General features: G+C 72.4%; 16 protein-coding genes. 8 read left to right on the top strand and 8 right to left on the bottom strand.

The genetic code is table 11. From position 1 onward, the window contains the following. The first annotated feature begins 25 nt into the window (after window positions 1-25). Complete coding sequence (locus IO29_RS05710) at window positions 26-1,561, top strand: aromatic amino acid ammonia-lyase (protein WP_030377698.1); 1,536 nt, start codon at window positions 26-28, stop codon at window positions 1,559-1,561. On the opposite strand, the gene IO29_RS05705 is transcribed toward IO29_RS05710, so the two are convergent. The 3 genes from IO29_RS05705 to IO29_RS05695 form a co-directional block, all read right to left on the bottom strand. Next, the gene (locus IO29_RS05705; RefSeq protein ID WP_033224619.1) at window positions 1,452-2,810 is read right to left on the bottom strand and encodes a sensor histidine kinase; all 1,359 of its coding nucleotides are present in this window, start codon (window positions 2,808-2,810) and stop codon (window positions 1,452-1,454) included. The two genes, IO29_RS05710 and IO29_RS05705, sit on opposite strands and share 110 nt — an antisense overlap. Beyond that, window positions 2,807-3,478: a response regulator transcription factor gene (locus IO29_RS05700; RefSeq protein ID WP_033224621.1), complete on the bottom strand. Its 672-nt coding sequence runs from the start codon at window positions 3,476-3,478 to the stop codon at window positions 2,807-2,809. The genes IO29_RS05705 and IO29_RS05700 overlap by 4 nt, the downstream gene beginning before the upstream one ends. A gap of 104 nt (window positions 3,479-3,582) precedes the next feature. After that, window positions 3,583-4,044 (bottom strand): MarR family winged helix-turn-helix transcriptional regulator, encoded by a 462-nt coding sequence (locus tag IO29_RS05695; protein ID WP_030377701.1) that lies wholly within the window; start codon window positions 4,042-4,044, stop codon window positions 3,583-3,585. A 38-nt stretch (window positions 4,045-4,082) separates the two neighbouring features. Between IO29_RS05695 and IO29_RS05690 the strand changes: the two genes are divergently transcribed. Continuing rightward, window positions 4,083-5,144, top strand: a complete 1,062-nt coding sequence (locus IO29_RS05690) for an NAD-dependent epimerase/dehydratase family protein (protein WP_234307383.1) — start codon at window positions 4,083-4,085, stop codon at window positions 5,142-5,144. Here the strand turns inward: IO29_RS05690 and IO29_RS05685 are convergent. Both IO29_RS05685 and IO29_RS05680 read right to left on the bottom strand, forming a co-directional pair. Further along, entirely contained in the window at window positions 5,109-6,581 is a 1,473-nt protein-coding gene (locus IO29_RS05685; protein ID WP_030377703.1) for a sensor histidine kinase, read from the bottom strand. The genes IO29_RS05690 and IO29_RS05685 overlap by 36 nt on opposite strands. After that, window positions 6,568-7,248, bottom strand: a complete 681-nt coding sequence (locus tag IO29_RS05680) for a response regulator transcription factor (protein ID WP_030377704.1) — start codon at window positions 7,246-7,248, stop codon at window positions 6,568-6,570. Before IO29_RS05680 ends, IO29_RS05685 begins: the two co-directional genes overlap by 14 nt. A 129-nt stretch (window positions 7,249-7,377) precedes the next feature. Here IO29_RS05680 and IO29_RS05675 point away from each other — a divergent pair, with 129 nt between their 5' ends. Together IO29_RS05675 and IO29_RS05670 are read left to right on the top strand one after the other, a co-directional pair. Continuing rightward, window positions 7,378-9,030 (top strand): glycosyltransferase family 39 protein, encoded by a 1,653-nt coding sequence (locus tag IO29_RS05675; RefSeq protein WP_106969703.1) that lies wholly within the window; start codon window positions 7,378-7,380, stop codon window positions 9,028-9,030. Then, a complete protein-coding gene (locus IO29_RS05670; protein ID WP_030377706.1) occupies window positions 8,957-10,276 on the top strand; it encodes a hypothetical protein in 1,320 nt (439 codons plus the stop codon). The genes IO29_RS05675 and IO29_RS05670 overlap by 74 nt, the downstream gene beginning before the upstream one ends. Window positions 10,277-10,349: 73 nt before the next feature. Here the strand turns inward: IO29_RS05670 and IO29_RS05665 are convergent, their stop codons facing one another. Further along, window positions 10,350-11,609 (bottom strand): MFS transporter, encoded by a 1,260-nt coding sequence (locus IO29_RS05665; protein ID WP_078618079.1) that lies wholly within the window; start codon window positions 11,607-11,609, stop codon window positions 10,350-10,352. A 72-nt stretch (window positions 11,610-11,681) separates the two neighbouring features. Here IO29_RS05665 and IO29_RS05660 point away from each other — a divergent pair, with 72 nt between their 5' ends. The 3 genes from IO29_RS05660 to IO29_RS37605 all read left to right on the top strand — a co-directional run bounded on the left by IO29_RS05660 (window position 11,682) and on the right by IO29_RS37605 (window position 13,537). Beyond that, on the top strand, window positions 11,682-12,029 hold the full coding sequence (locus tag IO29_RS05660) for an ArsR/SmtB family transcription factor (RefSeq protein WP_030377708.1): 348 nt from the start codon (window positions 11,682-11,684) through the stop codon (window positions 12,027-12,029). Window positions 12,030-12,302: 273 nt separating this feature from the next. Next, the gene (locus tag IO29_RS05655) at window positions 12,303-13,205 is read left to right on the top strand and encodes an amidohydrolase family protein (RefSeq protein ID WP_030377709.1); all 903 of its coding nucleotides are present in this window, start codon (window positions 12,303-12,305) and stop codon (window positions 13,203-13,205) included. 59 nt (window positions 13,206-13,264) lie between these two features. Then, window positions 13,265-13,537, top strand: a complete 273-nt coding sequence (locus IO29_RS37605; protein WP_030377710.1) for a hypothetical protein — start codon at window positions 13,265-13,267, stop codon at window positions 13,535-13,537. 406 nt (window positions 13,538-13,943) lie between these two features. On the opposite strand, the gene IO29_RS05645 is transcribed toward IO29_RS37605, so the two are convergent. Together IO29_RS05645 and IO29_RS05640 are read right to left on the bottom strand one after the other, a co-directional pair. Continuing rightward, window positions 13,944-14,567: a TetR/AcrR family transcriptional regulator gene (locus tag IO29_RS05645; RefSeq protein ID WP_030377711.1), complete on the bottom strand. Its 624-nt coding sequence runs from the start codon at window positions 14,565-14,567 to the stop codon at window positions 13,944-13,946. A gap of 617 nt (window positions 14,568-15,184) precedes the next feature. After that, window positions 15,185-16,222, bottom strand: a complete 1,038-nt coding sequence (locus tag IO29_RS05640) for an amidohydrolase family protein (RefSeq protein WP_030377712.1) — start codon at window positions 16,220-16,222, stop codon at window positions 15,185-15,187. 937 nt (window positions 16,223-17,159) lie between these two features. On the opposite strand from IO29_RS05640, the gene IO29_RS05635 reads away from it, so the two are divergent. Continuing rightward, on the top strand, window positions 17,160-21,395 hold the full coding sequence (locus tag IO29_RS05635; protein WP_063738067.1) for a GH92 family glycosyl hydrolase: 4,236 nt from the start codon (window positions 17,160-17,162) through the stop codon (window positions 21,393-21,395). The last annotated feature ends 132 nt before the right edge of the window (window positions 21,396-21,527 follow it).

Genomic DNA, 21,527 nt, shown 5'->3' with positions numbered 1-21,527 from the left:
AGATTCCCCGCCTACGTTTCGTCACGTGCTCACCACCATGGACACCGTCTCCCTCACCGGCCCCCCGGACTCCGCCGTCCTGCGCCGCGCGGCGGCCCCGCTCACCGTCACCGTGGACGACGAGGCCCGGGCGCGCCTGGACCGCGGCCGCCGCTTCTTCCACGACCTGCGGCACGGCGACGGCGAGACCCGGCACATCTACGGCGCCACCACCGGCTTCGGCGCCCTCGTGGGGTACGCCGGCCGCTCCGACGAGGCCGACCAGTGCGACAACACCCTGGCCCACCTCGGCGCGGGCCAGGGCCCGGACCTGCCGCACGAGATCTGCCGCGCCGCCCTGCTGCTGCGCACCTGGTCCCTCGCCCAGGGCTTCTCCGGCGTCTCCGCCGAGGTCGTCGACCGGCTCGCCGCGATGTTCGCCACGACGTTCTCGCCCGCCGTCCCCCGCTACGGCTCCGTCGGCGCGAGCGGCGACCTCATCCCGCTCGCCTACGCCACCCAGGCACTACGCGGCCGGGGACACGCCTACCTCGACGGCCGCCGGATGCCGGCCGGTGAGGCCCTCGCCGCCGCCGGGCTGCGCCCGCTCACCCTTGACGGCCGCGACGCGCTCGCCCTCGTCAACGGCACCTCCGTCACCACCGCGGCCACCGCACTGGCCCGCGACGCCGTCCGCTCGGCACACCGCTCACTGGCGGCCCTCACCTGCCTGCTGGCCGACCTCCTCGGCTGCGACCCCGGCTTCCTCGACGCGGACCTGCTGCGCGCTTACGGCCACCCCGGCGCGGGCGACGTCGGCGCGCGCATGCGCAAGACGCTCACCGGCCTCACCCCCTCCGGCACCCGGCCGCTCCAGGAGCCGTACAGCATCCGGTGCGCCCCGCAGCTCCTCGGCGCCGCCGAGGACGCGCTGCGGTACGTCGACGGTGTGGTCGCCGCGGACCTCGGCGGCATCAGCGACAACCCGCTGTTCTTCCCCGACGACGACATGCGGACGCCGCGGAAGGGGAAGGTGGTGCACGGCGGGAACTTCTTCGGGCAGCCCGCCGCCTTCGCCGCCGACCTCCTCGCCTCCGTCACCGCCCAGCTCGGCAACCTCGCCGAACGCCAGCTCGACCTGCTGACGGACCCGGCACGCAACGGCGGGCTGCCGCCGATGCTCGCCACCACGCCGGGGTTGCAGCACGGACTCCAGGGCGTGCAGCTCGCCGGCACCGCGTTCGTGGCGGAGATCCGCCGCAACGCGACACCGGCGAGCATGCAGAGCCTGCCGACGAACCTGCACAACCAGGACGTCGTCCCGTTCGGCACCCAGGCCGCCCTGCGCTCCTACGACATGGCCGAACTCCTCGGCCTGCTGTGCGGATCGCTCGCGCTCGGGCTGCGCCAGGCGGTCCACGTCGGTGCCCGCCGGCCCACCGCGCCCCGGTGCGCGGACCTCCTCGACGCCCTCATCGAGACGATCCCCCCGGTCGAGCCGGACCGTCCGCTGGACGCGGACGTCCGCGCCGCTGCCCGGCTGCTCGCCACGCGTGAGCCGCCGCGAGCGGACGTGCCGTGAGCGGACGTGCCGTGGCCGCATGCGCCGGCTCCGGGCCGGCGGGTACGTGCTCCGGCAGCCGGAGGGTGAACCGGGCGCCGCGCCCCGGACGGCCCGCGGCGGCGACCGTGCCGCCGTGCCGCGTGACGACCTCGCGCAGCAGCGCGAGCCCCAGCCCGTACCGCCCGCCGTCGCCGCTGCCCCGGTGGAACCGCTGGAACAGCTGGTCGACCGCGGCCGGGTCGAAGCCGGGCCCGGTGTCCGTGACGGCCAGCTGCACCATGCCGGCCGAGCGCGACAGGACCACCTCGATCCGGCCCCCGGCCGGGGTGTGGCTGATCGCGTTGGACAGCACCTCGCCGACGGCGCGGCGCAGCGCGGACTCGATGCCGTCGACGACGAGGGGACGCGGCGGTCCGTCCACGGCGACGGTGAGACGGCGGGCCCGAATCCGGTCCGCCTCCTCGGCCACCACCGACCGGGCCAGCGCGGCCAGATCGACCGGCCGGCGCTCCGAGGGCCGCGCCGGGTCCGCCGCGAGGCTCGCCGACAGCAGCAGGTCGTCCAGCACCTCGCCCAGCCGGCCGGCCGACGCGGCCAGCCGGGCCAGCCCGTCGCGGTGCGGGTCCGGCATCTCCTGGGCGGCCGCCTGCCGGGCCAGCACCTGCGCCCGCGTGTACACCTGGGTGATCGGCGTGCGCAGCTCATGACTGGCGTCCGTCACGAACCGCTCCTGCCGGGTCAGGGCCTCCGCCAGAGGGGCCACGGCGCGCCGCCCCAGCACCACCCCGGTGACGGCCGCGGCGAGCAGTCCCACCAGTTCGGCGACGGCCAGCGCGAACCACAGATGGCCGCGGTCGGCCAGCTGGAAGCGCGTGTCGAACACCGCCTGCACCACGGTCCCGTCCGTGCGGACCTGCGTACGCACCACGTAGACCGTGCCGTTGCGCCGCACCGTGCGCTCCACGGCCCGGTGCGTGCCGTCGACCCGGCCCACGTCGGCGCGCAACGGGAAGCCGCGCGGGGCGTTGGCCAGGGGCGTCACGCCGGACGCGTACAGCCAGGTGCACACCGGGGGACTGGTCAGGTCGCCGTACTCGGCGTTGTAGCGGACCTCGCGCCACACCTGGTCGTCCTGTGCGTGCACCATCACCGTGTGCGCGACGACGCCGACGACCGTGACCAGCAGCGTGATGATCGCCCCGGTGATCACGGCGATCCGCAGCCGCGCCCGGCGCACCGCCGCCCACTCGGCGGACGACGTCCTCACAGCGCCCCCAGGCGGTAACCGAGCCCGCGGACCGTGCACACGACCTGTCGGCCCAGCTTGCGCCGCAGGTAGTACACATAGGTGTCGACGATGGACGAGGCCGGCGCCTCCTGGAACACCAGCCGGCGCAGCTGTGCCCGCGAGTGCACGGCGTCGGGGCGCGAGGCGAGCACCCACAGCAGGGCGAACTCCCGGGCGGCCAGGGCGATCTGCTCGCCGTTGGCCAACTCGACCTCGCGACGGCCGACGAACAGGCAGCCCGAGCCGATCCGGAGCACTTCGGCGGCGTCGAGGCCTCTTCGGCACAACGCCCGCAGCCGGGCGCTCAGTTCGTCGAGGTCGAACGGTTTGACCAGATAGTCGTCGGCGCCGGCGTCCAGCCCGTCGACCCGGTCGTGCACGGTACCCATCGCGGTCAGCAGCAGTACCGGCGTACGGACGGCGTGGGACCGTAATCGGCCCAGCAGATCGAGGCCGTCGAGCGCCGGGAGGCGCCGGTCGACGACGAGTACGTCGTACTGCCGGGACAGGCCGAGGTGCAGGCCCCGCTGACCGTCGGTCGCGACATCGACCGCGTACCCCTCGTCGCGCAGTATCCCCGAGAGCATGTCGACCAGCTCCCGGTCGTCCTCGACGAGTAGTAGTCGTTGAGGATCTCGCGTGTTCACTCGTGTCACAGTGCCACTCCCCTCGCCCCTGCCCGCAACTCCTGTCAACGCCCTTGCGGAGGAAGGGGTTCCCGAAGAGGGAGACGGCCGGCGGGGGAGTCGCCCTACTGCCGCGGCCGCATCTTGGTCAGCAGCGCCAGCAGGGTGCGCTGTTCCTCCGCGTCGAGGCCGGTGAAGAGGCCGGAGGCGTGCAGCCGCGTCCTGAGCGCCTCCCACAGTTCGTGCCCGCGGTCCGTCAGGACCAGGGTGCGTTTGCGGCCGTCGGAGGGGTGGGGCCGGCGGGCGATGAGCCCCACGCCCTGGAGTTTGTCGGCGGCGAGGCTGACCGTGGAGGGGTCGCAGCGGAGCCGGGCCGCCACCTCCCGCATCGTCGGCGGCTCGGTCCCCGGCGCCAGGGCCCACAGCGTGCCGGTGACGGAGGCCGGCACCCCGAACTCCCCGAGCACCTGGGCCACGACGGCGTCCGCGGAGTGTCCCACGTCGACGAGGACACGGACGATCTCGGCCTTGCGCTCGGCGTCCGCCCGGTCGGCCGGCGGTGTCGTCGCATCACGGTCGGCAGTCATGGAGCCATGGTACGCTCCGAATATCAATGAGAAACTCAATGATTATGGAGATGTACATGGGGCGCGGCAACAGCGGTGAGACGGTGCTCGTCACGGGCGGAACGGGCTACCTGGCGGGCTGGGTGATCGAGGGACTGCTCCGGCGCGGCCACCGCGTGCGCACCACCGTGCGCAGCCCCGGCAAGGCGGAACAGGTGCGCGAAGCCGTCGGCGGACGCGCGGGCCGGGAGGCGGCCGACGGCCTCGAGTTCGCCGTCGCCGATCTCCTCGGCGACGAGGGCTGGGACCGGGCCTTCGAGGGCGTCCACTATGTGCTGCACACCGCGTCACCGATGCCCTTCGACGCCGGCGCGGACCTCATCAGGACCGCCCGGGAGGGCACCCGCCGCGTCCTGGGCGCCGCCGCCCGCGCCGGAGTGAGGCGTGCCGTGCTCACCTCTTCCGGCCACACGGCCGGCGCGGGCGACCCGGGCACGCCCGTCACCGAGGCGACGTACGCCGAGCCCGCCGGCACCCCGCAGCGCGTGTACCCGGACTCCAAGATCCTCGCCGAGCGCGACGCATGGGAGCTCGCCGAGGCGACCGGGCTCCAACTGACCGCCGTCCTGCCGACGTTCATGCAAGGACCCCCGCCGGGGCCGCGGCACGGGACGGGAACGACCGTGATCATCCGCCGTCTGCTCGCCCGCGAGATGCCCGCCGTCCCGCGCATCGGCTGGAACGTCGTCGACGTCCGCGACGTCGCCGAACTGCACCTGCTCGCCATGACGAACCCCGCCGCCGCGGGGCAGCGTTACCTCGCTTCGGGCACCTTCCTGTGGTACCGCGACATCGCCCGCATCCTGCGCGACAGGCTCCCGGACCAGGCCGCCAGGGTGCCCACGCGCACCATGCCCGACGTCGTCGTCAGACTGATGGCCGCGGTGAACCCGCAGCTGGCGATGGTGCGCTCCGAACTCGGCCGCGAGCGGCTCGTCGACAGCGGCAAGGCACGCGCGCTCGGCTGGCGGCCCCGCCCCACCGAACAGACCATTGTCGACACCGCCACCGCGCTCACCGGCACGTCACCCCTGGGCGGCGGGGGCGCGGGGCAGGCGTAGCTCGAAGCACGCCCCCAGGGTCCGGGGGGTGAGGGTGAGGGTGCCGCCGTGACGGTGGGCGAGATCGCGGGCGATGGCGAGGCCCAGACCGGTGCCGCCCTGGTCGCGGGAGCGGGCGTCGTCGAGCCGGACGAACCGTTCGAAGATCCGCTCGGCGTCCTCCGGGGGTACACCGGGACCGTCGTCGTGCACGGTCAGGACGACCCGGTCGTCCTGGTTCCGGAGGGTGACCTGGACGCGGTGGGCGGCATGGCGGGCGGCGTTGTCGAGGAGGTTGCGCAGCAGCCTCTCGCAGGCGTCGGAATCCCCGCGGACGTACGCGGGGGCGTCGCTGTCGCAGGCCAGGGTCAACGGCCTGCCGTTGAGCGGGTACTGCTCGGTCAGCCGGGAGGCGAGGGCCGTCAGGTCGACGGTCCCGTGATCGGCCACGGGGGCGCGGGTGTCCAGGCGGGCGAGGAGCAGCAGATCCTCGGCGAGGGCCTGGAGCCGGCGGGTCTGCCGGGCGGCGGTGGTGGCCGCGGCGGGCCAGTCGGTGCGTTCCGGGTAGGCGAGCGCGACCTCCAGGCTGGCCAGCAGCGTGGTGAGGGGACTGCGCAGTTCGTGGGCGGCGTCCGCGACGAAGCGGCGCTGCCGGGCGGCGGCGTCGTCCAGACGCTGGAGCGTGGCGTTGAGGGTCGTGGCCAGGGCGGCGATCTCGTGCCCCGTGGCGGGGACGGTGACGCGTTCGCGGGGGTCGTCGGGGGTGACCGAGGCGGTGAGGCGGCGGATGGCCTCGACCGGCCGCAGTACGAGGAGGACGGCGACGTAGACGATGGCGGCGGTCAGGACGAGGGTGAGGAGCCCGGCCCGCAGCAGCAGGGGGTTGGTGACCTCGGTGAGGGTGTCGGCGGTGCGGGGGAGCACCACCACGTACACCCGGACCCGGGCGTCGGTGGTGAGACCCAGCGAGGCGGCCTTCCCGCGGCCGAGCCGGCCGGCGCCGACATCGGTGTACATCACCATGTAGGTGTGGCCGGCCATGCCGAGCCGGTCTCCGGTGCTGTCGCGGCGCACCGGTATGCGCAGGGGCCGGGTCGCCAGGACGCCGGAATACAGCGCGTCGGTGGGGGCGGGCAGCACATGGCGGATGCCGGGACGGAACTCCTCCATGCCTCCGCCGTAGGAGAGGGCGGCGCGCCGGCCCGTGGCGACGACCTCGTACGGCGCGCCGGCCCCCTTGCTCAGCGGGACGACCCCCTGGTCCAGCTGGTCGGCGAGGGACCTCAGCTGAGTCTCGGCCTTCTCCTCGGCGATCCGCATGCCTTCCTGGTGGACGTCGCGATGCACCCACCAGCCGACGCCGGTCAGGGCGACCGCGGTCACCGAGGCGGCGGCCAGGGCCGCACGGGCCCGTACCGACCGCGGCCACCAACGGCGCCGCCGCTCAGTCGCGTTCACGGTCGTCCACCAGCCGGTAACCGGTGCCGCGCACCGTTTGCAGGGACTGCCGCCGGAACGCGGCGTCCACCTTCTTGCGCAGCGCGCTGACGCGCGCCTCCACCAGATTGGGGTCCTCGGCCTCGTCGGGCCACGCGTGATACAGCAGATCCGCCTTGGAGACCGCCTGGCCCGCCCGGCGGGCCAGCAGCTCCAGCACGGCGAACTCCCGGGGGGTGAGGTCTATCCGGGTCCCGGCCCGGCGGCAGACCCGCGCGGCGACGTCCAGCGAGAGATCACCCACGGCGAGGACGGGCGGGGCCAGGGTGGCGGCCCGCCTGACCAGCGCCCGCAGCCGGGCGACGAGCACCAGATAGGAGAAGGGCTTGGCCAGGTAGTCGTCGGCCCCCGTGTCCAGGGCCTCCGCCTGGTCCCAGTCCCCGTCCTTGGCGGTCAGCACCAGGATGGGCGTCGTGATGCCCTCCCGGCGCAACTGCGCGCACACCTTGTAGCCGTTGAGCCCGGGCAGCATCAAGTCCAGGACGACCACGGCGTATTCACCGGTGCGGGCCATCCACAGCCCCTGCCGGCCGTCATGGGCGAGGTCGACGCTGTAGCCCTCGGCGGTCAGGCCGGTGTGCAGGGTGTGGGCGAGGTCCACTTCGTCCTCGACGACCAGGATGCGCATGGGGTGCAGCCTCGCACAGCGCCGGGCCGCGTTCCTGATCGGCCGGTCAGGTCGGATCAGCGTCCGGTCACCATGGCCCGGGCAGGCTGGCGGGGTTTCCCCGCCGCCGCCGGAAGGGCCCTGCCACCGATGTCCCTCGATGAACGTGCCTCCGCCGTCGCCGGGGCGCTCCCGCCTCCGGCGACCGCCCGCCGGCAGGCACCGGACCGGACGAGCGGGGCCGTCGTCGTCCTCGCACCCTCGCTGCTGGCCCTCACCATGGGGCTCTGGGGCATCCGCAGACAGAACACCATGTGGGGGGACGAGGCCGTCACGCACCAAGTCGCGCAACGCGACTGGTCGCAGATATGGCGCACCGTCCAGCATGTGGATCTGGTCCACGCCCTCTACTACGCCGTGATGCACGAGATCTTCGCCCTCTTCGGCACGGGACTGCCGGCCCTGCGACTGCCGTCGGTGGTGGCGACGGCCGTGGCGGCGGCCGGGGTCGGGATGCTGGGGCTGCGGCTGGCGGGCGCCCGGGCCGGACTGCTGGCCGGGCTGGTGTTCCCGCTCCTTCCCCAGGTGCAGAAGTACGCACAGGAGGGCCGCTCCTACGCCATGGTCTGCGCCCTCGTCACCTGGGCCGGCTACGCCCTTGTCGTCGGCGTCCGGCGCCGTGCGCGGTGGCGGTGGGCGGTCTACGGCTGCGTCATGCTCCTGGCCTGTCTCCTCCATGAGTTCGCGGTCCTCGCCCTGGTCGCCCACGGCGTCACCCTGGTCGTCTCCCGTGTGCCGCGACCGGTGCTGAGGGCATGGGGCGTCACGGCCGCGGGCGTGGTGGCCGGCCTGTCGCCGCTGGCCCTGTACAGCACGGGGCAGTCGGGGCAGGTGTCGTGGATCGAGTCGCCGGTGCGGCTGCCCGGATTCCTGGCCATGGCGGCCGCGGGCGTGGTCTGCGCCCTGGCGCCCGTGCCTGCGAGGGGGCCCGTACGGCTTCGCGCGCTGGCCGTGCCGATGACCGTGCTCCCGTGCTGTCTGCTGCTGACCGTCTCCCTGGTCAAGCCCCTCTTCGTCGACCGGTACGTGCTCTACAGCAACCTCGGCATCGCCCTGCTGCTGGGCGCCTGCATGGACTGGGTCCACCGGCTGTGGCGCTCCTCCCGAAGCGCGTGGATCCCGGTCGTCGCCGTGCTGGCCGCGGGCGCCGTGCTGACCGCGCTCGTCCCGGCGAGCCTGTCGCTGAGGACGCCGCGCAGCCGGACCAACGACGTCACCGCCCTCGCCACCGCCGTCCGCGAGGCGGGCCGCCCCGGCGACGGACTGCTCTTCCTCTCCGGCAAGCACCGCCTGTGGACCGCCGCCTACCCCGAGGACACCCGCTCCCTGACCGACCTCGCCCTGGCCCGGGACCCCGTCTCCTCCCACACGCTCACGGGCGTCGAGCTCCCCGCCCGGGCCATCGCGGCACGCATGCTGCGCTTCCACCGGATCGTCGTCGTCCGCGACCCGGCGGGCGCACCCGTCCCGTCCGGCCCGCGCCGGCAAGCGAAGACGGACACCCTGCGCTGCCACTTCCGGGCGCGGGCGACGACCGGCGTCAGCGGGGCACGCGTCACCGTCTACGTCCGGCACACGCCTCTCCGGCGCTGCGGGTGGCGAGGCCACAACACGGCTGGGGAAACAATGCGGTTGAGGGGGAGATCCCTGATCGGTGAGGATCTTCGGCATGTTCTCGCGCAGAAGTCGCCGTCCGAAGAATCCCGAACTCCTCAAGGCGTGGTCGGCCCTCGACGAGGGTGACATCCCCGGTGTCCTGCGTCAGTTGCGGCAGGGCACCGACGACCTGCCGCTCGACGAGCTGGCCCTCGTGGTCGCCCGGGCGGCCGGGAGCGCCGGCTTCGACGATCTGCGCACCGCCGCCGACGCCTTGAACGCCCGCCCCGGACAGACCCGCGCGCTCTACGACTTCGGATACGCCTGCGTCGAGCGGGGCGTGCCCTACCTGGCGGTACCCGCCCTGCGCACGGCGCTGCGGCAGGAGCCGGACTCCGAGGGGATCCTGCGGGAACTGGTGTCGGCGTACGAGCGCGAGGGCCGGCACCGCGAGGCCGTCGAGGTGCTCACCGCGCACGAGAGCGGGCTCGCCGACTGGCCGGACCGCTATCTGCTGGTTTTCAACGCCGTCATGGCCGGGGACCTCGCCCTGGCCCGCCGTCACGACGCGCGGCTGCCGGACCCGCGGGACGAGGTGTGGCTGCCCGCGCGGGCCCGCCAGCGCGCGATGCTGGAGCGGGCGGCCCGGGCCGGGGAGGTGAGTCCGCTGGACGCCGGCGATCTGCGGGGCTGGCAGTACGTCATCGGCGGCACCGTCCTCACCACCCTGTCCCCGTTCGGGTTCGACGCGGGGATGAGCGGGCGGTTCGCCTGGCTCCAGGACAGCCACGACCAGTGCCTGCGCGGACTGACGCGGCTGAAGGCGGTCCTCGACGCCGCCGGGGCGCGCCCCACGTCGGTGTCCCTGCTGCCCGACCGCGGCAGCCGCGTCCTCGGCCTCGTGGCGGCCCGGCTGCTGGACCTGCCGGCGGAGCCCTTCGCGCCCGACCGCGAGGACACCGTCGTCGTCGCCTACGACCTGAACGAGGTGGCCGGTGCGGAGCGGGGCCCGGAGATCCTCGGCCGGCTCCTCGAACGGACGCCGGGCCAGATCCTGCACGAGCACGCGAGCAACTGGACCGACCCGCCGGTGGTCACCGCCGACATCGTCACCGTGCTGCACCAGTCGGTGACGGCGCCCTGGGAGGCGCGCATGCGCGTCGGCGAGAACGGTGAGGTGGAGCGCGGCGCGCCCGACGGCAGGCCGGAGGAGGAGATCGCCGCGGACATCCTGGGCGCCGACGACACGCCCGACGAGGGGGACGGCGCGACACCCGCCGACCCGCTCGAAGGGCTCACCGGCTTCGTCTCAGCGGTCCGCGACACCTGGCTGCGGGGCGACAGGGCGGGCCTGTCGTCGGCGGGTCCGGTGCCGAGTGCGCGCTTTCTGTGACGTCCTCACCGGTGACTGTCAGGGCTGTGCCGTGCCCCTGTCCCCCCGCCGGCTCCGCTGAGGGCGGCCGTTCTCAGCCGACGACATCCGCCTCACCTCCGTCTCCCTCTCGGACGGACGCGCGGTCCGGTTCCGGCGCGCGCACCGTGCGTGCCTCCTGACCGGCGTCGTGGACGGGCCGGCGTTCCGGTGCCGTGGCCCACAGGAACGCCAGCGCGACGACGGCCGCGCCGGCGGCGACGAGGGGCACGGCGGCGGCCCCGGCCGTGGCGACGACTCCGCCGCCGAGTGCCGCGCCGCCTCCGCTGCCGACGTAGATCATCGAGCCGTTCAGCCCGAGTGCCACGGTGGCCGCCGTACCGCCGGCCGCGAAGACCCGGGTCTGCTGCGGCGTTATCTGGAAGGAGCCGACCAGGCCGAGCACGGCCAGTGCGGCGATCGCCGGGACGAGATCCAGCCGGAGGATCCAGAGCGCGACCAGCGCCAGTGCGCTGACGGTCAGCCCCACGGTGATCACCCGGAGCCCGCCCCACCGGTCGGCGAGGTGGCCGACGAGGCGGTTGCCGAGGAAGAGGGCGGCACCGAAGACGACCAGCGCGACGAGTACCGGGGTGTCCGTCTGCCCCTTCGCACCGATGACGGGGGCCACATAGCTGATGACGGCGTACAGCGGCACGAGTTGGAGCGCGGTGCCGCAGAGCAGCAGGAGCATGCGGGGGCTGGTGAAGACGCCGACCCTTTCGCGCAGCGACGCGGTGGGCAGCCGGATGCCGGGCAGGGTCAGGCACAGGGCGCCGGCCACGGCCGCCGCGACGGTGATCGCCCACAGTGCCGCGCGCCAGCCGATCTGCTGACCGAGCAGCACGCCGAGGGGCACTCCAATGACCGTGGCCAGACTGGTACCGGCACCCACCATGGCCAGTGAGCGCGCACGCCGCTCGGGCGGCGAGAGGAACCCGGCGACCGCGTAGGCGTTGGCCTGGAACGCGGCCGCGCCCAGCGCGGCCAGGATCCGTCCGGCCAGCACCGTCGCGTAGGTCGGGCCGAGGGCCTGGCCGACCATGCCGAGCAGGAAGACCGCCATGCCGCCGCCGAGCACCACGCGCCGGTCGAGCCGGCCCGTGGCGGTCGCGATCAGCGGTGAGCCGATCGCGTAGGCGAGGGCGAAGGCGGTGGTCAGCTGCCCGGCCCGGGCGAGGCTGACATGCAGGTCGTGGGCGACGTCGGGCAGCAGCCCGGCGAGTACGAAGCTGTCGATGCCGAGCACGAACGTGCCGACGGCGAGCAGCACCAACCGTGATGACGGGTCGGACTTCGACGCTGATCGAATCATGGCGGCAACGGTAGACTGACATTCGACGCCCGTCAAAGTATGGCGGCGTCCGTCCCGAGCGAAGGAGGCACGATGTCGCGGCAGTTGCCGGAGCCGTCGATCGACGAACTGGACCTGACGGCGGTACTCGGCGCCCTGGTCGACCCGGCCCGCCGGGCGATCATGACCGTGATGTACCGGGGGCCGGAACCGTTCGATTGCAGCGCCAGCACGTGGTGCGCCAACCTCGGGGTGACCCCGCCGACCATCTCGCACCACTTCCGCACACTGCGCGAGGCCGGCCTGACCCGCACCGTCGTCGACGGCCGCACACGCACCGTCCGGGTGCGCAAGGAGGACGTGGAGAAGCGCTTCCCCGGCCTCCTGGACGCCGTACTGGGCCAGGAGGACGACACCGCGGGCCCGGCCGCCACCGCGTGAGGCCGGTGTCGCCGCTGCGGCGGTCGGCCGCTGGTGCTGCTCGTGGCCGACGGGGCACCCACCACGCCCTCCGGCCGCACGCGGGGACGGGCGGCCGGAGGCACTGGTGGGCGCCCGGCGGTGGTCGCGCAGGCGAGCTGTCCGTCGTAGAGCCGTTGTCGGCAGGCGGCGAGGCCGGCGGTGGCGGCCCGCCCCGTGCACGGAGAACGAAAAGCGGGCAGGCTTCATCGATCACGAACGTTCGCGGGCCGTACCGGTGGGAGGCAGTACCCGATGAGCACCACCCCGTGCGAGGCCGGGCCAGGCGAGGCCCGCGGAATCCGCGGCTTCTGGACCGGGCTGGGGCTGCCCGGGCTGATCGACGTCCACACCCACTTCATGCCCGAACGGGTCCTGCACAAGGTCTGGGACTACTTCGACACCAGCGGCCCTCTGATCGGCGGTCTCGCCTGGCCCATCACCTACCGGCGAGCGGAAGCCGAACGCGCCGCGCTGCTGCGCGACTTCGGTGTGCGGGCCTTCACCTCCATGCTCTATCCGCACAAACCCGGCATGGCCCGGTGGCTGAACGGCTGGGCGGCAGACTTCGCCCGCCGCACTCCCGACTGCCTGCACACGGCCACCCTGTATCCCGAGTCCGACACCGCCGCCTACGTCCAGGAGGCCCTCGGGGCCGGCGCCCGGATCTTCAAGGCCCACGTGCAGGTGGGCGGTTACGACCCGGCCGACGAACGCCTCCGGACGGCATGGGGACTGCTGGCCGAGGCCGGGACTCCCGTGGTGATCCACTGCGGCTCCGGACCCGCACCCGGCAAGCACACCGGCCCCGGACCCGTCGCCCGCGTCCTCGCCCGCCATCCCCGACTGCGCCTGATCGTCGCGCACATGGGCATGCCCGAGTACGAGGACTTCCTCGACCTCGCCGAACGCCACGACCAGGTTCGCCTCGACACGACGATGGCCTTCACCGACTTCACCGAGGGCTTCATGCCCTTCCCCCGCAGAGCCCTGCCCCGCCTCGCCGCCCTCGGCGACCGCATCCTGCTCGGCACCGACTTCCCCAACATCCCCTACCCCTACCTCCACCAACTCCGGTCCCTGGAACGGCTGGACCTCGGCGACGACTGGCTACGGGCCGTGTGCCACGACAACGCGGCCGCCCTGTTCGACCTCTGACAGGGACCGCCGCGCGGCCCTCAGGGTTCGCCCGGCGGGGCGACACCGCGGGTTCCGGGGTGTCCGGTCGTCCGGTCCGGTGCGGCACCGATGCCCTGCGACTGCGCGACGGCCGCCGCGGGGCGACCCCCAGGTCGGCCGGCCGCACCCGGCCGGCTCCGGTACGTGGATGGTCGGCGGGCAGCGCCGCCACATGCGGCTCGACGACGCAGGTCACCGTCGAGGCGGCGGTGATCAACCCGCTGGACACCGCCATCGCGTCCGGTGCCCTGGAATGGCTCGGGGAGTACCGGTTCCCGCTCACGCTCGGCCTGGACGGTGCCGGCCCGTGACGGCGATCGGTGAGGACGTGACGCGATTCCGCGTCGGAGACCGTGTCGTCGGCCAGTTCTGGAGCCGGCCACTGCGGTGCGGGACCTTCGCCGAGGTGCGCGTCGTCCAGGCGGTGCCCGCACTCGGCGCGCTGGCCACCATCCCCACCGGGATGCCGAGCCACGTGGCCGCCGCGCTGCCGACCGCCGGCATGACCGCGCTCGGCGCGATCGAGCACACACAGGCGCCCGAGGGCGGCACGCGGTGTACTGCTGTCGACCGCTTCAGACCGTGCTACAGATCGGCTGAGCCAGGACCCGGACCGACCCGGACCAGGACCCGGATCGACGACGACCGACCGGGACCAGGACCCGGACAACGACACCGGGCGCTCACCGAAGCCGATGACCACGGCCGGTGGGGCCGTCAGTCCCGCGCCGCAGGGGCCGCCGCGTTCGTGAGTTCGGGGATGGTGCGGGCCTTGATGATGCCTTCGACGCCGTGCAGGAAGGTGTCGGAGATGAGCTTCGGGTCGAAGAGGCAGCCGGCGGCCATGGCGCCGTCGCGCAGCATGACGAAGTGACGGCCGGCGGCGTCGGCCGTCGCCTCGCCGGTCCGGGCCAGCAGTTCGGTGACGGTGTCGAGGAACCACTGCCGGTGGGCGAGGACGGCCTGGTGGATCGGGTGGGCGGGGTCGGAGTATTCGGCGGCCGCGTTGAGGAAGGCGCAGCCGCGGAATCCGGTGGACTGGATGCCGTCGGTGATCACCTTGGCCACGGCCCGTACCTGGTCGGTCGGCGACGTACTGCTCGCCCGAGCGGCCTCGACCTGCCCCCGCATGGCCCGGTCGGCCTGGTCGAGGTAGGCCAGGACGAGGTCTTCCTTGCTCGCGAAGTGCCGGTAGAGGGTGGCCCGGGTCACCTTCGCCTCGGCGACGATCCGGTCGATGCCGACGGAGTGGATGCCCTCGGCGTAGAAGATCCGGGTTGCCGTGTTCAGCAGCCGCGTCCGCGCCTCGGACACGGTGCCGCCTTCAGTGCTCCGACTCATGCCCGCCACTTTACCAAACGGTAGAACGTTCAGTCTTGGCGGCGTCTCCGCAGCGGGCGGTGGGGCACCGCCTGCGGGCGGCTTCAAGCGGCGCCCGGCGTCGTCCCGGGGGCGGTACCCGCGCACCTCCCCCAGGCCGTACGGCCGGCGGCGATGCGGCCGGTGACCGTGGACACGATGTGCATGACGTGCGAGTACCGCTGTCCTCGACGGCCTGCCGGAAGTCGGGGCCGCCCCACCGCGCGGTGTACTCGGACAGTTCGGAGCGCGGCAGCGCGGCGGGCGGCTGCGCGACCGGCCGGGGAGAGGGCTGACGGTCTCCGGGCCGCGGCACGGCTGTGTCCTCCCTGCCGAACGGATGACCTGGGGCGTGCCCCCGGCCTCGAGGGTGCCGTCGGAGGCCGCTGATGGGGGTGGGTGTGACCTCCGCCTGGCCGGGCGCAATGCCCGGTCGTTCGCGGCGGCAGGTCTGCATGACGTGGATGCGCGAGAACGGCCCCGAGTCCCATTGATGCCCTGCCGCTGGCCGTCCCCCGCGACGTGGGCTGCCAGGGTGTCTACCTGGCGGCGGGCCCGCCGGAGGGCGTGGTGGCATTCCGGTCCATGTGGGTAGCGCTTCAGGCGGACGGGCGCTTGGCGCGGGCGGTGAGGCGTTCCCAGTTGCGGTGGCCGATGTCGGCCTTCTGCTCGTCGGTGAAGGGCGAGTTCTCCAGGAAGGAGCGGGCTTCGCCGTTGCTGGTGTCGACGTAGGGGAAGCCGCCCGGGCGGAAGCCGTAGGTGAAGGGGTAGTCGGTGGAGTACAACATCCGGTCGGTTCCCATCACTTCGGCGGTCCAGCGCAGGTAGCGGGGGCTGTTGGTGCCGCTGCCCGCGACCCAGAAGTTCTGCTTGAAGTAGTCGGCGAGGGGCTGGCGCAGGCGGCCTGCCTCGCCGAAAAAGCCGGTGTGGTCGAGGTAGAACATCACGACCTCGCCCCAGTGCCCGGCGATCACCTGTAGGTCGGGGAACCGGTCGAAGACCCCCGAGAAGATCATGCGGAGGTACTGGACACCGAGGTCGTAGTACCAGCCGAGGCCGGCTCCGGCCAGCACCGGGCCCATGGGGGCCGGAAGGTTGGAGTAGTAGGCGTCGATGACGGGCTGAGCCGGCGTTTGCGGGTGGAAGTGCAGCGGCACGGCGAGGCGCTCGGCCATCGCGTACAGCTCGTCGTTGTCCGGGTGGTCAGCCAGCTTGTCCCCGGTGCGGCCGTAGAGCATGGCGCCGGGGAAGCCCAGCTCGACCACCACGCGCTCCAACTCCGCCGCGGCCGCGGCCGGTGACTGGGTGGGGATCGCGGCGAACGCCTGGAAGCGGTCGGGTCGGGAAGCGACGATCTCGGCGAGCTGGTCGTTGGCCTCGCGGGCCACCGCGACGGCGTCGGTCTTCGGCAGGTCCTGCACGCCCGGAGACGACAGGGACAGCACGGCGACGTCGATGCCCTGATCGTCCATGTGGGCCAGCCGCTGTTCACCGACCACGTGCAGATTCTTTGCAACCGGACTGTCCCCGAAGCCGCGCGCGGGGATCCGGGGCGACCCCACCCGCTCGTACGCCTCGTAGACAGCCGGCACGACGACGGTTTCTTCCACTCCGACAATGCGCAAACGGTCGAGCATGACGGTTCTCCTCACACTGTGTTTCCGGCAGAACCATTCAGACGTTACCATCGATACTGGCGACGAAATCAAATTTCCGATAACAGTGATACTACTGTGAATGTGATAGCGCTGGCTCTGGCCTGGCTCTGGCCTGGCCTGGCCGCATGGCCCATGGACCTCGGGCAGGCGAAGTTGTCCGCCTGGTCACGGTCGGCGCACCGCAGTCGGGGTTCATGGAAGGTGCCGTCGCGGAGCATCGCGAAGAGCACGTTGATCCGTTGTCGGGCCGGCACCGCCGAGCCGACCGTGCTGGGTGGGCTTCGAGCAGGACTTCGCGGCCGAGGACCTCGGCGGTCAGTTCCAGCGAGCGCGGAGTGTGCGGCATGGTGCGGGCTGCGTCGGCGATCACAGCGTTCGGGAGGGCGTCCAGAAAATGGTTGTTGACCTGCTGGTATGCCACGTTCCTCGTGTGCGACATGCCTGATGACGCATCATGTGGAGTGCGTGGCGATCCTGAAACCAGCCGCGAGGGTGCCGGGAATCCCGGTCTCCCCATGACTTGGCTTCGGGTCGGCAAGGTCCAGAAACCTGGTACGTCTTCGCAGCTGTGTCGCTACTCGTGGATGACACGGACGGCGGGGTCCCGGCCTCGGTGTTGTGCGTAGGTCCATGGCCGCCCGGGCGGGCCGGGGCGCGGCTCGGTCGACGCCCTGGCGGTCACCTGCGCACCGGCAACCCGCACAGAGTGCAACGTGAGCGGCCGCATCCGGCTCCCGGCGCCACCGGCCAGGACCACCGCTGACGCCTCTCGATTCCTCGCCGACGGTGCCCCGTTGTGCCCGCACAACTCTTGACTTCCGTTCACCTCGGTGTGAACACTGGTCGTCATCTAGTTTGACAACGTTGTCACGCGCGCTGAGCCGGTGTTCCTGGGGGGGCTCTCATGTCATCACGCATGTATCGAAGAAAGTGGCGCCACGGTCGTTCCGGATGGACGATCGGCCTCCTCGGTCTGGCACTCCTGGCCGGTCCCGCGGTCGGTGGCGCGAACGCCGCCGCGCACCCGCCGGGCAAACCGGCCAAGCCGGCCGCCGACTGGCACAGTTCGTTCGAGACGAACGATCCGCAGCCGGACGGCAGACCGGCCACCGGACCGGACGGCGAGCCCGACGTCTTCGGCGTGGTCCAGCCCGGCTCCGGCGAGCGCGGACTGCGCACCGTCGTGGACGACGGACCGGACCGGACCTACGCCGCGAAGGCCGACGTGGGTTTCACCGGTCTCCACGCGCTCCACTACTCGGCGCGCCACGAGGCCGACGGCGCCGCCCACGCCACCACGGTCGTGGCCGACGTCAACGTGCGGGTCGGCCCGCACACCGAGTTGTCGTACCTGCTCTTCCCCGACTTCGACGAGAAGAAGGCCGACTACGCGAGCACCTATGCCGCCGTCGACCTGGAGTTCACGGACGGCTCGCGGCTCAGCGGCCTGAACGCCCGCGACCGATACGGCGACCGGTTGGCCGCCCGCGCCCAGGGGGACGCCAAGACCGTCCTCCCCTTGCAGTGGAACCGCCGTGCGGCGGACCTCGGCCACGTCGCGAAGGGCCGTACCGTCGACCGGATCCTGCTCACCTACGACGGTCCGAAGGGCCCGTCGGACGTCGGCGGCTGGATCGACGACATATCCCTCGACGGCCACCCGAGCACGCCCCACCGCACCTCCCCGGCCGACTGGGTCGTCACCACCCGCGGAACCCAGTCCAGTGGTGACTACTCGCGCGGCAACAACTTCCCCGCCACGGCGGTCCCGAACGGCTTCAACTTCTGGACGCCGGAGACCGACGCCGGCTCCCTGGGCACCCTCTACAGCTACAACCAGCAGAACAACGCCCAGAACCTGCCGGAGATCCAGGCGTTCGCCGCCAGCCACGAGACCAGCATCTGGATGGGCGACCGGCAGACGTTCCAGGTCATGCCCTCCACCGCCGAGGGAGCCCCGGACCCCGGCCGCGAGGCCCGCGCGCTGGCGTTCCGGCACGAGGACGAGACGGCGCTTCCGTACCACTACGGCGTCACCTTCACCAACGGTCTGCGCGCCGACATGGCACCGACCGACCACGCGGCCGTCCTCCGCTTCACCTTCCCGGATCACGGCGGACGGAAGCTCGTCTTCGACAACGTCGACGACCGCGCCGGTCTCACGATCGACGCCAAGTCCGGCACCGTGTCCGGCTGGTCCGAGACCCGTACCATCTCCGCGGGCATGAGCCGTATGTACATGTACGGCACCTTCGACAAGTCCGTGACGGGCAGCGGCATGCTGACCCAGGGCAACCGGCCCTCGACCGGCTATGTGTCCTTCGACGGAGACTCGGGCAGGAACGGCGACACCGTCACCCTGCGCATCGCCACCTCCCTCATCGGCGTCGACCAGGCCAGGAAGAACCTGGAACTGGAGATCGGTGCCAAGGACACCCTGGAGAAGGTCGCCGCGCGGGCCAAGGCGGCCTGGAACGCACGGCTCGGCGTCGTCGAGGTCAAGGGCGGCTCGGACGACGAGCTCACCACGCTCTACTCGAACCTGTACCGGATGAACCTCTACCCGAACTCGGCGTACGAGAACACCGGTACGGCGTCCAGGCCGGAGTACCGGCACGCCGTGCAGTCCTCGGGCTCCTGGACTCCTCCGGCAAGCAGCCCCACGCGGACCGGTGCCGAGATCGCCGACGGCAAGGTCTTCGTCAACACCGGTTTCTGGGACACCTTCCGGACCGCATGGCCCGCGTACTCCCTGCTGTGGCCGCGGACGGCCGGCGAGTTGGCGGACGGCTTCGTGCAGCAGTACCGCGACGGCGGCTGGATATCCCCCTGGTCCTCGCCCGGCTACGCCCGCGTGATGACCGGCACCAACTCCGACGCGGCCCTCGCCGACGCCTACACCAAGGGCGTTCCGGGGATCGATGCCGAGGACACGTACGACGCGGCCCTGAAGAACGCCACCGTCCGTCCCCCGGACAGCAGCGTCGGCCGGGACGGCCTGGAGCGCTCGACGTTCCTCGGCTACGTCCCCAACGACGTCTCCGCTGGCTACTCCTGGTCCATCGACGGCTACGTCAACGACTCCGCGATCGCCGCGATGGCCGAGAAGAGGGCGCGGCAGCCCGGTACATCGGCCAAGGACCGCCGGCGCCTGAGCGAGGAGGCGGAGTACTTCCGCGACCGCTCCGCCGGCTACGCCGACCTCTACGATCCCGCCACCGGGTTCTTCCAGGGCAGGTCGGCGGACGGCACCAGCACCACCTCCGCCGACCGCTACGACCCGAAGGTCTGGGGCAACAGCCACGACTACACCGAGGCCGACGGCTGGACCGAGGCGTTCCCGGCCCCCGAGGACGGTGAAGGCCTGGCCGGGCTGTACGGCGGCCGCAAGGCGCTCGCCGACAAGCTGGACGCGTACTTCGCCACCCCGGAGAAGGCCGACCTGCCGGGGACGTACGGCAGTGCCATCCACGAGATGCGCGAGACGCGGGACCTGAGGCTGGGTCAGTGGAGCATCCCCAACCAGGTCTCGTACCACATCCCGTACATGTACGACTACACCCAACAGCCGTACAAGGCGCAGAAGACGGTCCGCGAGGCGTTGGACCGCGGCTGGCTCGGCTCCGACATCGGGCAGGGCTACCCCGGCGACGAGGACAACGGCGCCACTTCCTCCTGGTGGGTCCTCAGCTCGCTGGGCCTGTACCCGTTGCAGACGTCGAGCGGTGACTACGTCATCGGCTCCCCGCTGTTCGAGAGGGCGACCCTGCATCTGCCCGGCGGCGACGTGGTGATCGACGCCCCGAACACCAGCAAGGGCGACATCTACGTGCGGAACCTGACCGTCGACGGCAAGCGCCACACCTCCACGGCGATCTCGCACAAGGAGCTGGCGAACGGCGCCCACCTGCGCTTCACCATGGGCGCGAAGCCGTCCTCGTGGGGCACCGGCAGATACGACGTGCCCCTCTCGCCGACGAAGACCGGACAGGTTCCGCGTCCGCTGCACGACGTGACGGGCAAGGACCGGGGTTACGCGTCGTCCGCCTCCGGCCAGGACATGGCCCCGCTCTTCGACAACACCTCCAAGACGTCCCTGTCTCTGACCGGCACCGACCCCGAGGTCGCCTACCAGGTCAACGGGGGCGGCAGGACCGAGGTGACGTACTACACGCTCACCTCCTCCGACGGCGCCCCCGACCAGGACCCGGGAACCTGGGTACTGGAAGGGTCCGACGACGGTGAGCACTGGAAAACGCTGGACCGCCGCAGCGGGGAGCGGTTCCGCTGGCGCGGCCAGACCCGGCCCTTCCGGATCGCGCACCCGGCGAGCACGGAGCGGTACCGGCTGCGGTTCACCAGCGCCGACGAGCAGCAGAAGATATCGCTGGCCGAGGTGGAGCTGCTGACCAAGGACACCATTCCCACCGCGCCGGTGAAGGTGAGCGTCGCCGACGTGGCCCTGCGCCCGGGAACGACGGCGTCCGTCGAGGCCGAGCTGACCAACGCCGGTGACAGCACGCTCTCGCCGGACCTGGCGGTCGCCCTGCCCGCCGGCTGGACCGCCGACCCCGCCCACACCCGGGTCGAGAACCTCGCCCCGGGCACGGCTAAGACGGTCACCCTCGCGGTCACCGCAGCCGCCGACGCCACCCCCGGCACCCAGCACATCGGGGTGACCGCGAGCTGGACGGGCTGGACGGTGAGCGGCCAGGGCAACGCCCAGGTGGTCGGTGATGTCACCGAGATCGAACCGAACACCGACTCCGAACACGACGTCCTCGTCGCGGACGACGGCTCGCAGACCACCGGTGACGGCGCCGGCGGCTGGGCCCGCTACACCGACAACGACACGTCGTTCACGTACCGTTTGCCCGTTCCCGCGGGCAGCCGGGGCAAGGTGACACTCGACATCGCCAACCAGTTCCAGGTCGAGGCGTCCACGGACGGCACACACTGGACCACCGTCCTGCGTGAGCCCGACCCCGTGATGTTCCAGTCCAACCGCGACCGGCGCACGCTGGACATCGCCGACCTGCGCCGGCAGGCGGGCGGCGACGGCAGCGGCCTGTCCTTGCGTTTCTCCGACAGCCGTCCCGAGGACGGCTGGGGCGGCTGGCTGGCCGGCGTCCGCGTGGAGACCGCCGGCTGACCGCACCAGTGGGCGGGTGGCTCACCGGCACGGTGAGCCACCCGCCCCCCACCACAGTGCCCGGCGGCCCACGCCACACCGGCTGTCGGTCATTCCCCCTTCTTCCCTTCTCCTCACCCGCAGCGAACCACA

Source organism: Streptomyces sp. NRRL F-6676 (assembly GCF_000725625.1).
Taxonomy (GTDB): domain Bacteria; phylum Actinomycetota; class Actinomycetes; order Streptomycetales; family Streptomycetaceae; genus Streptomyces.
Note: the sequence above shows the minus strand (reverse complement) of the source record. Positions and strands in the feature narration are given on the sequence as shown.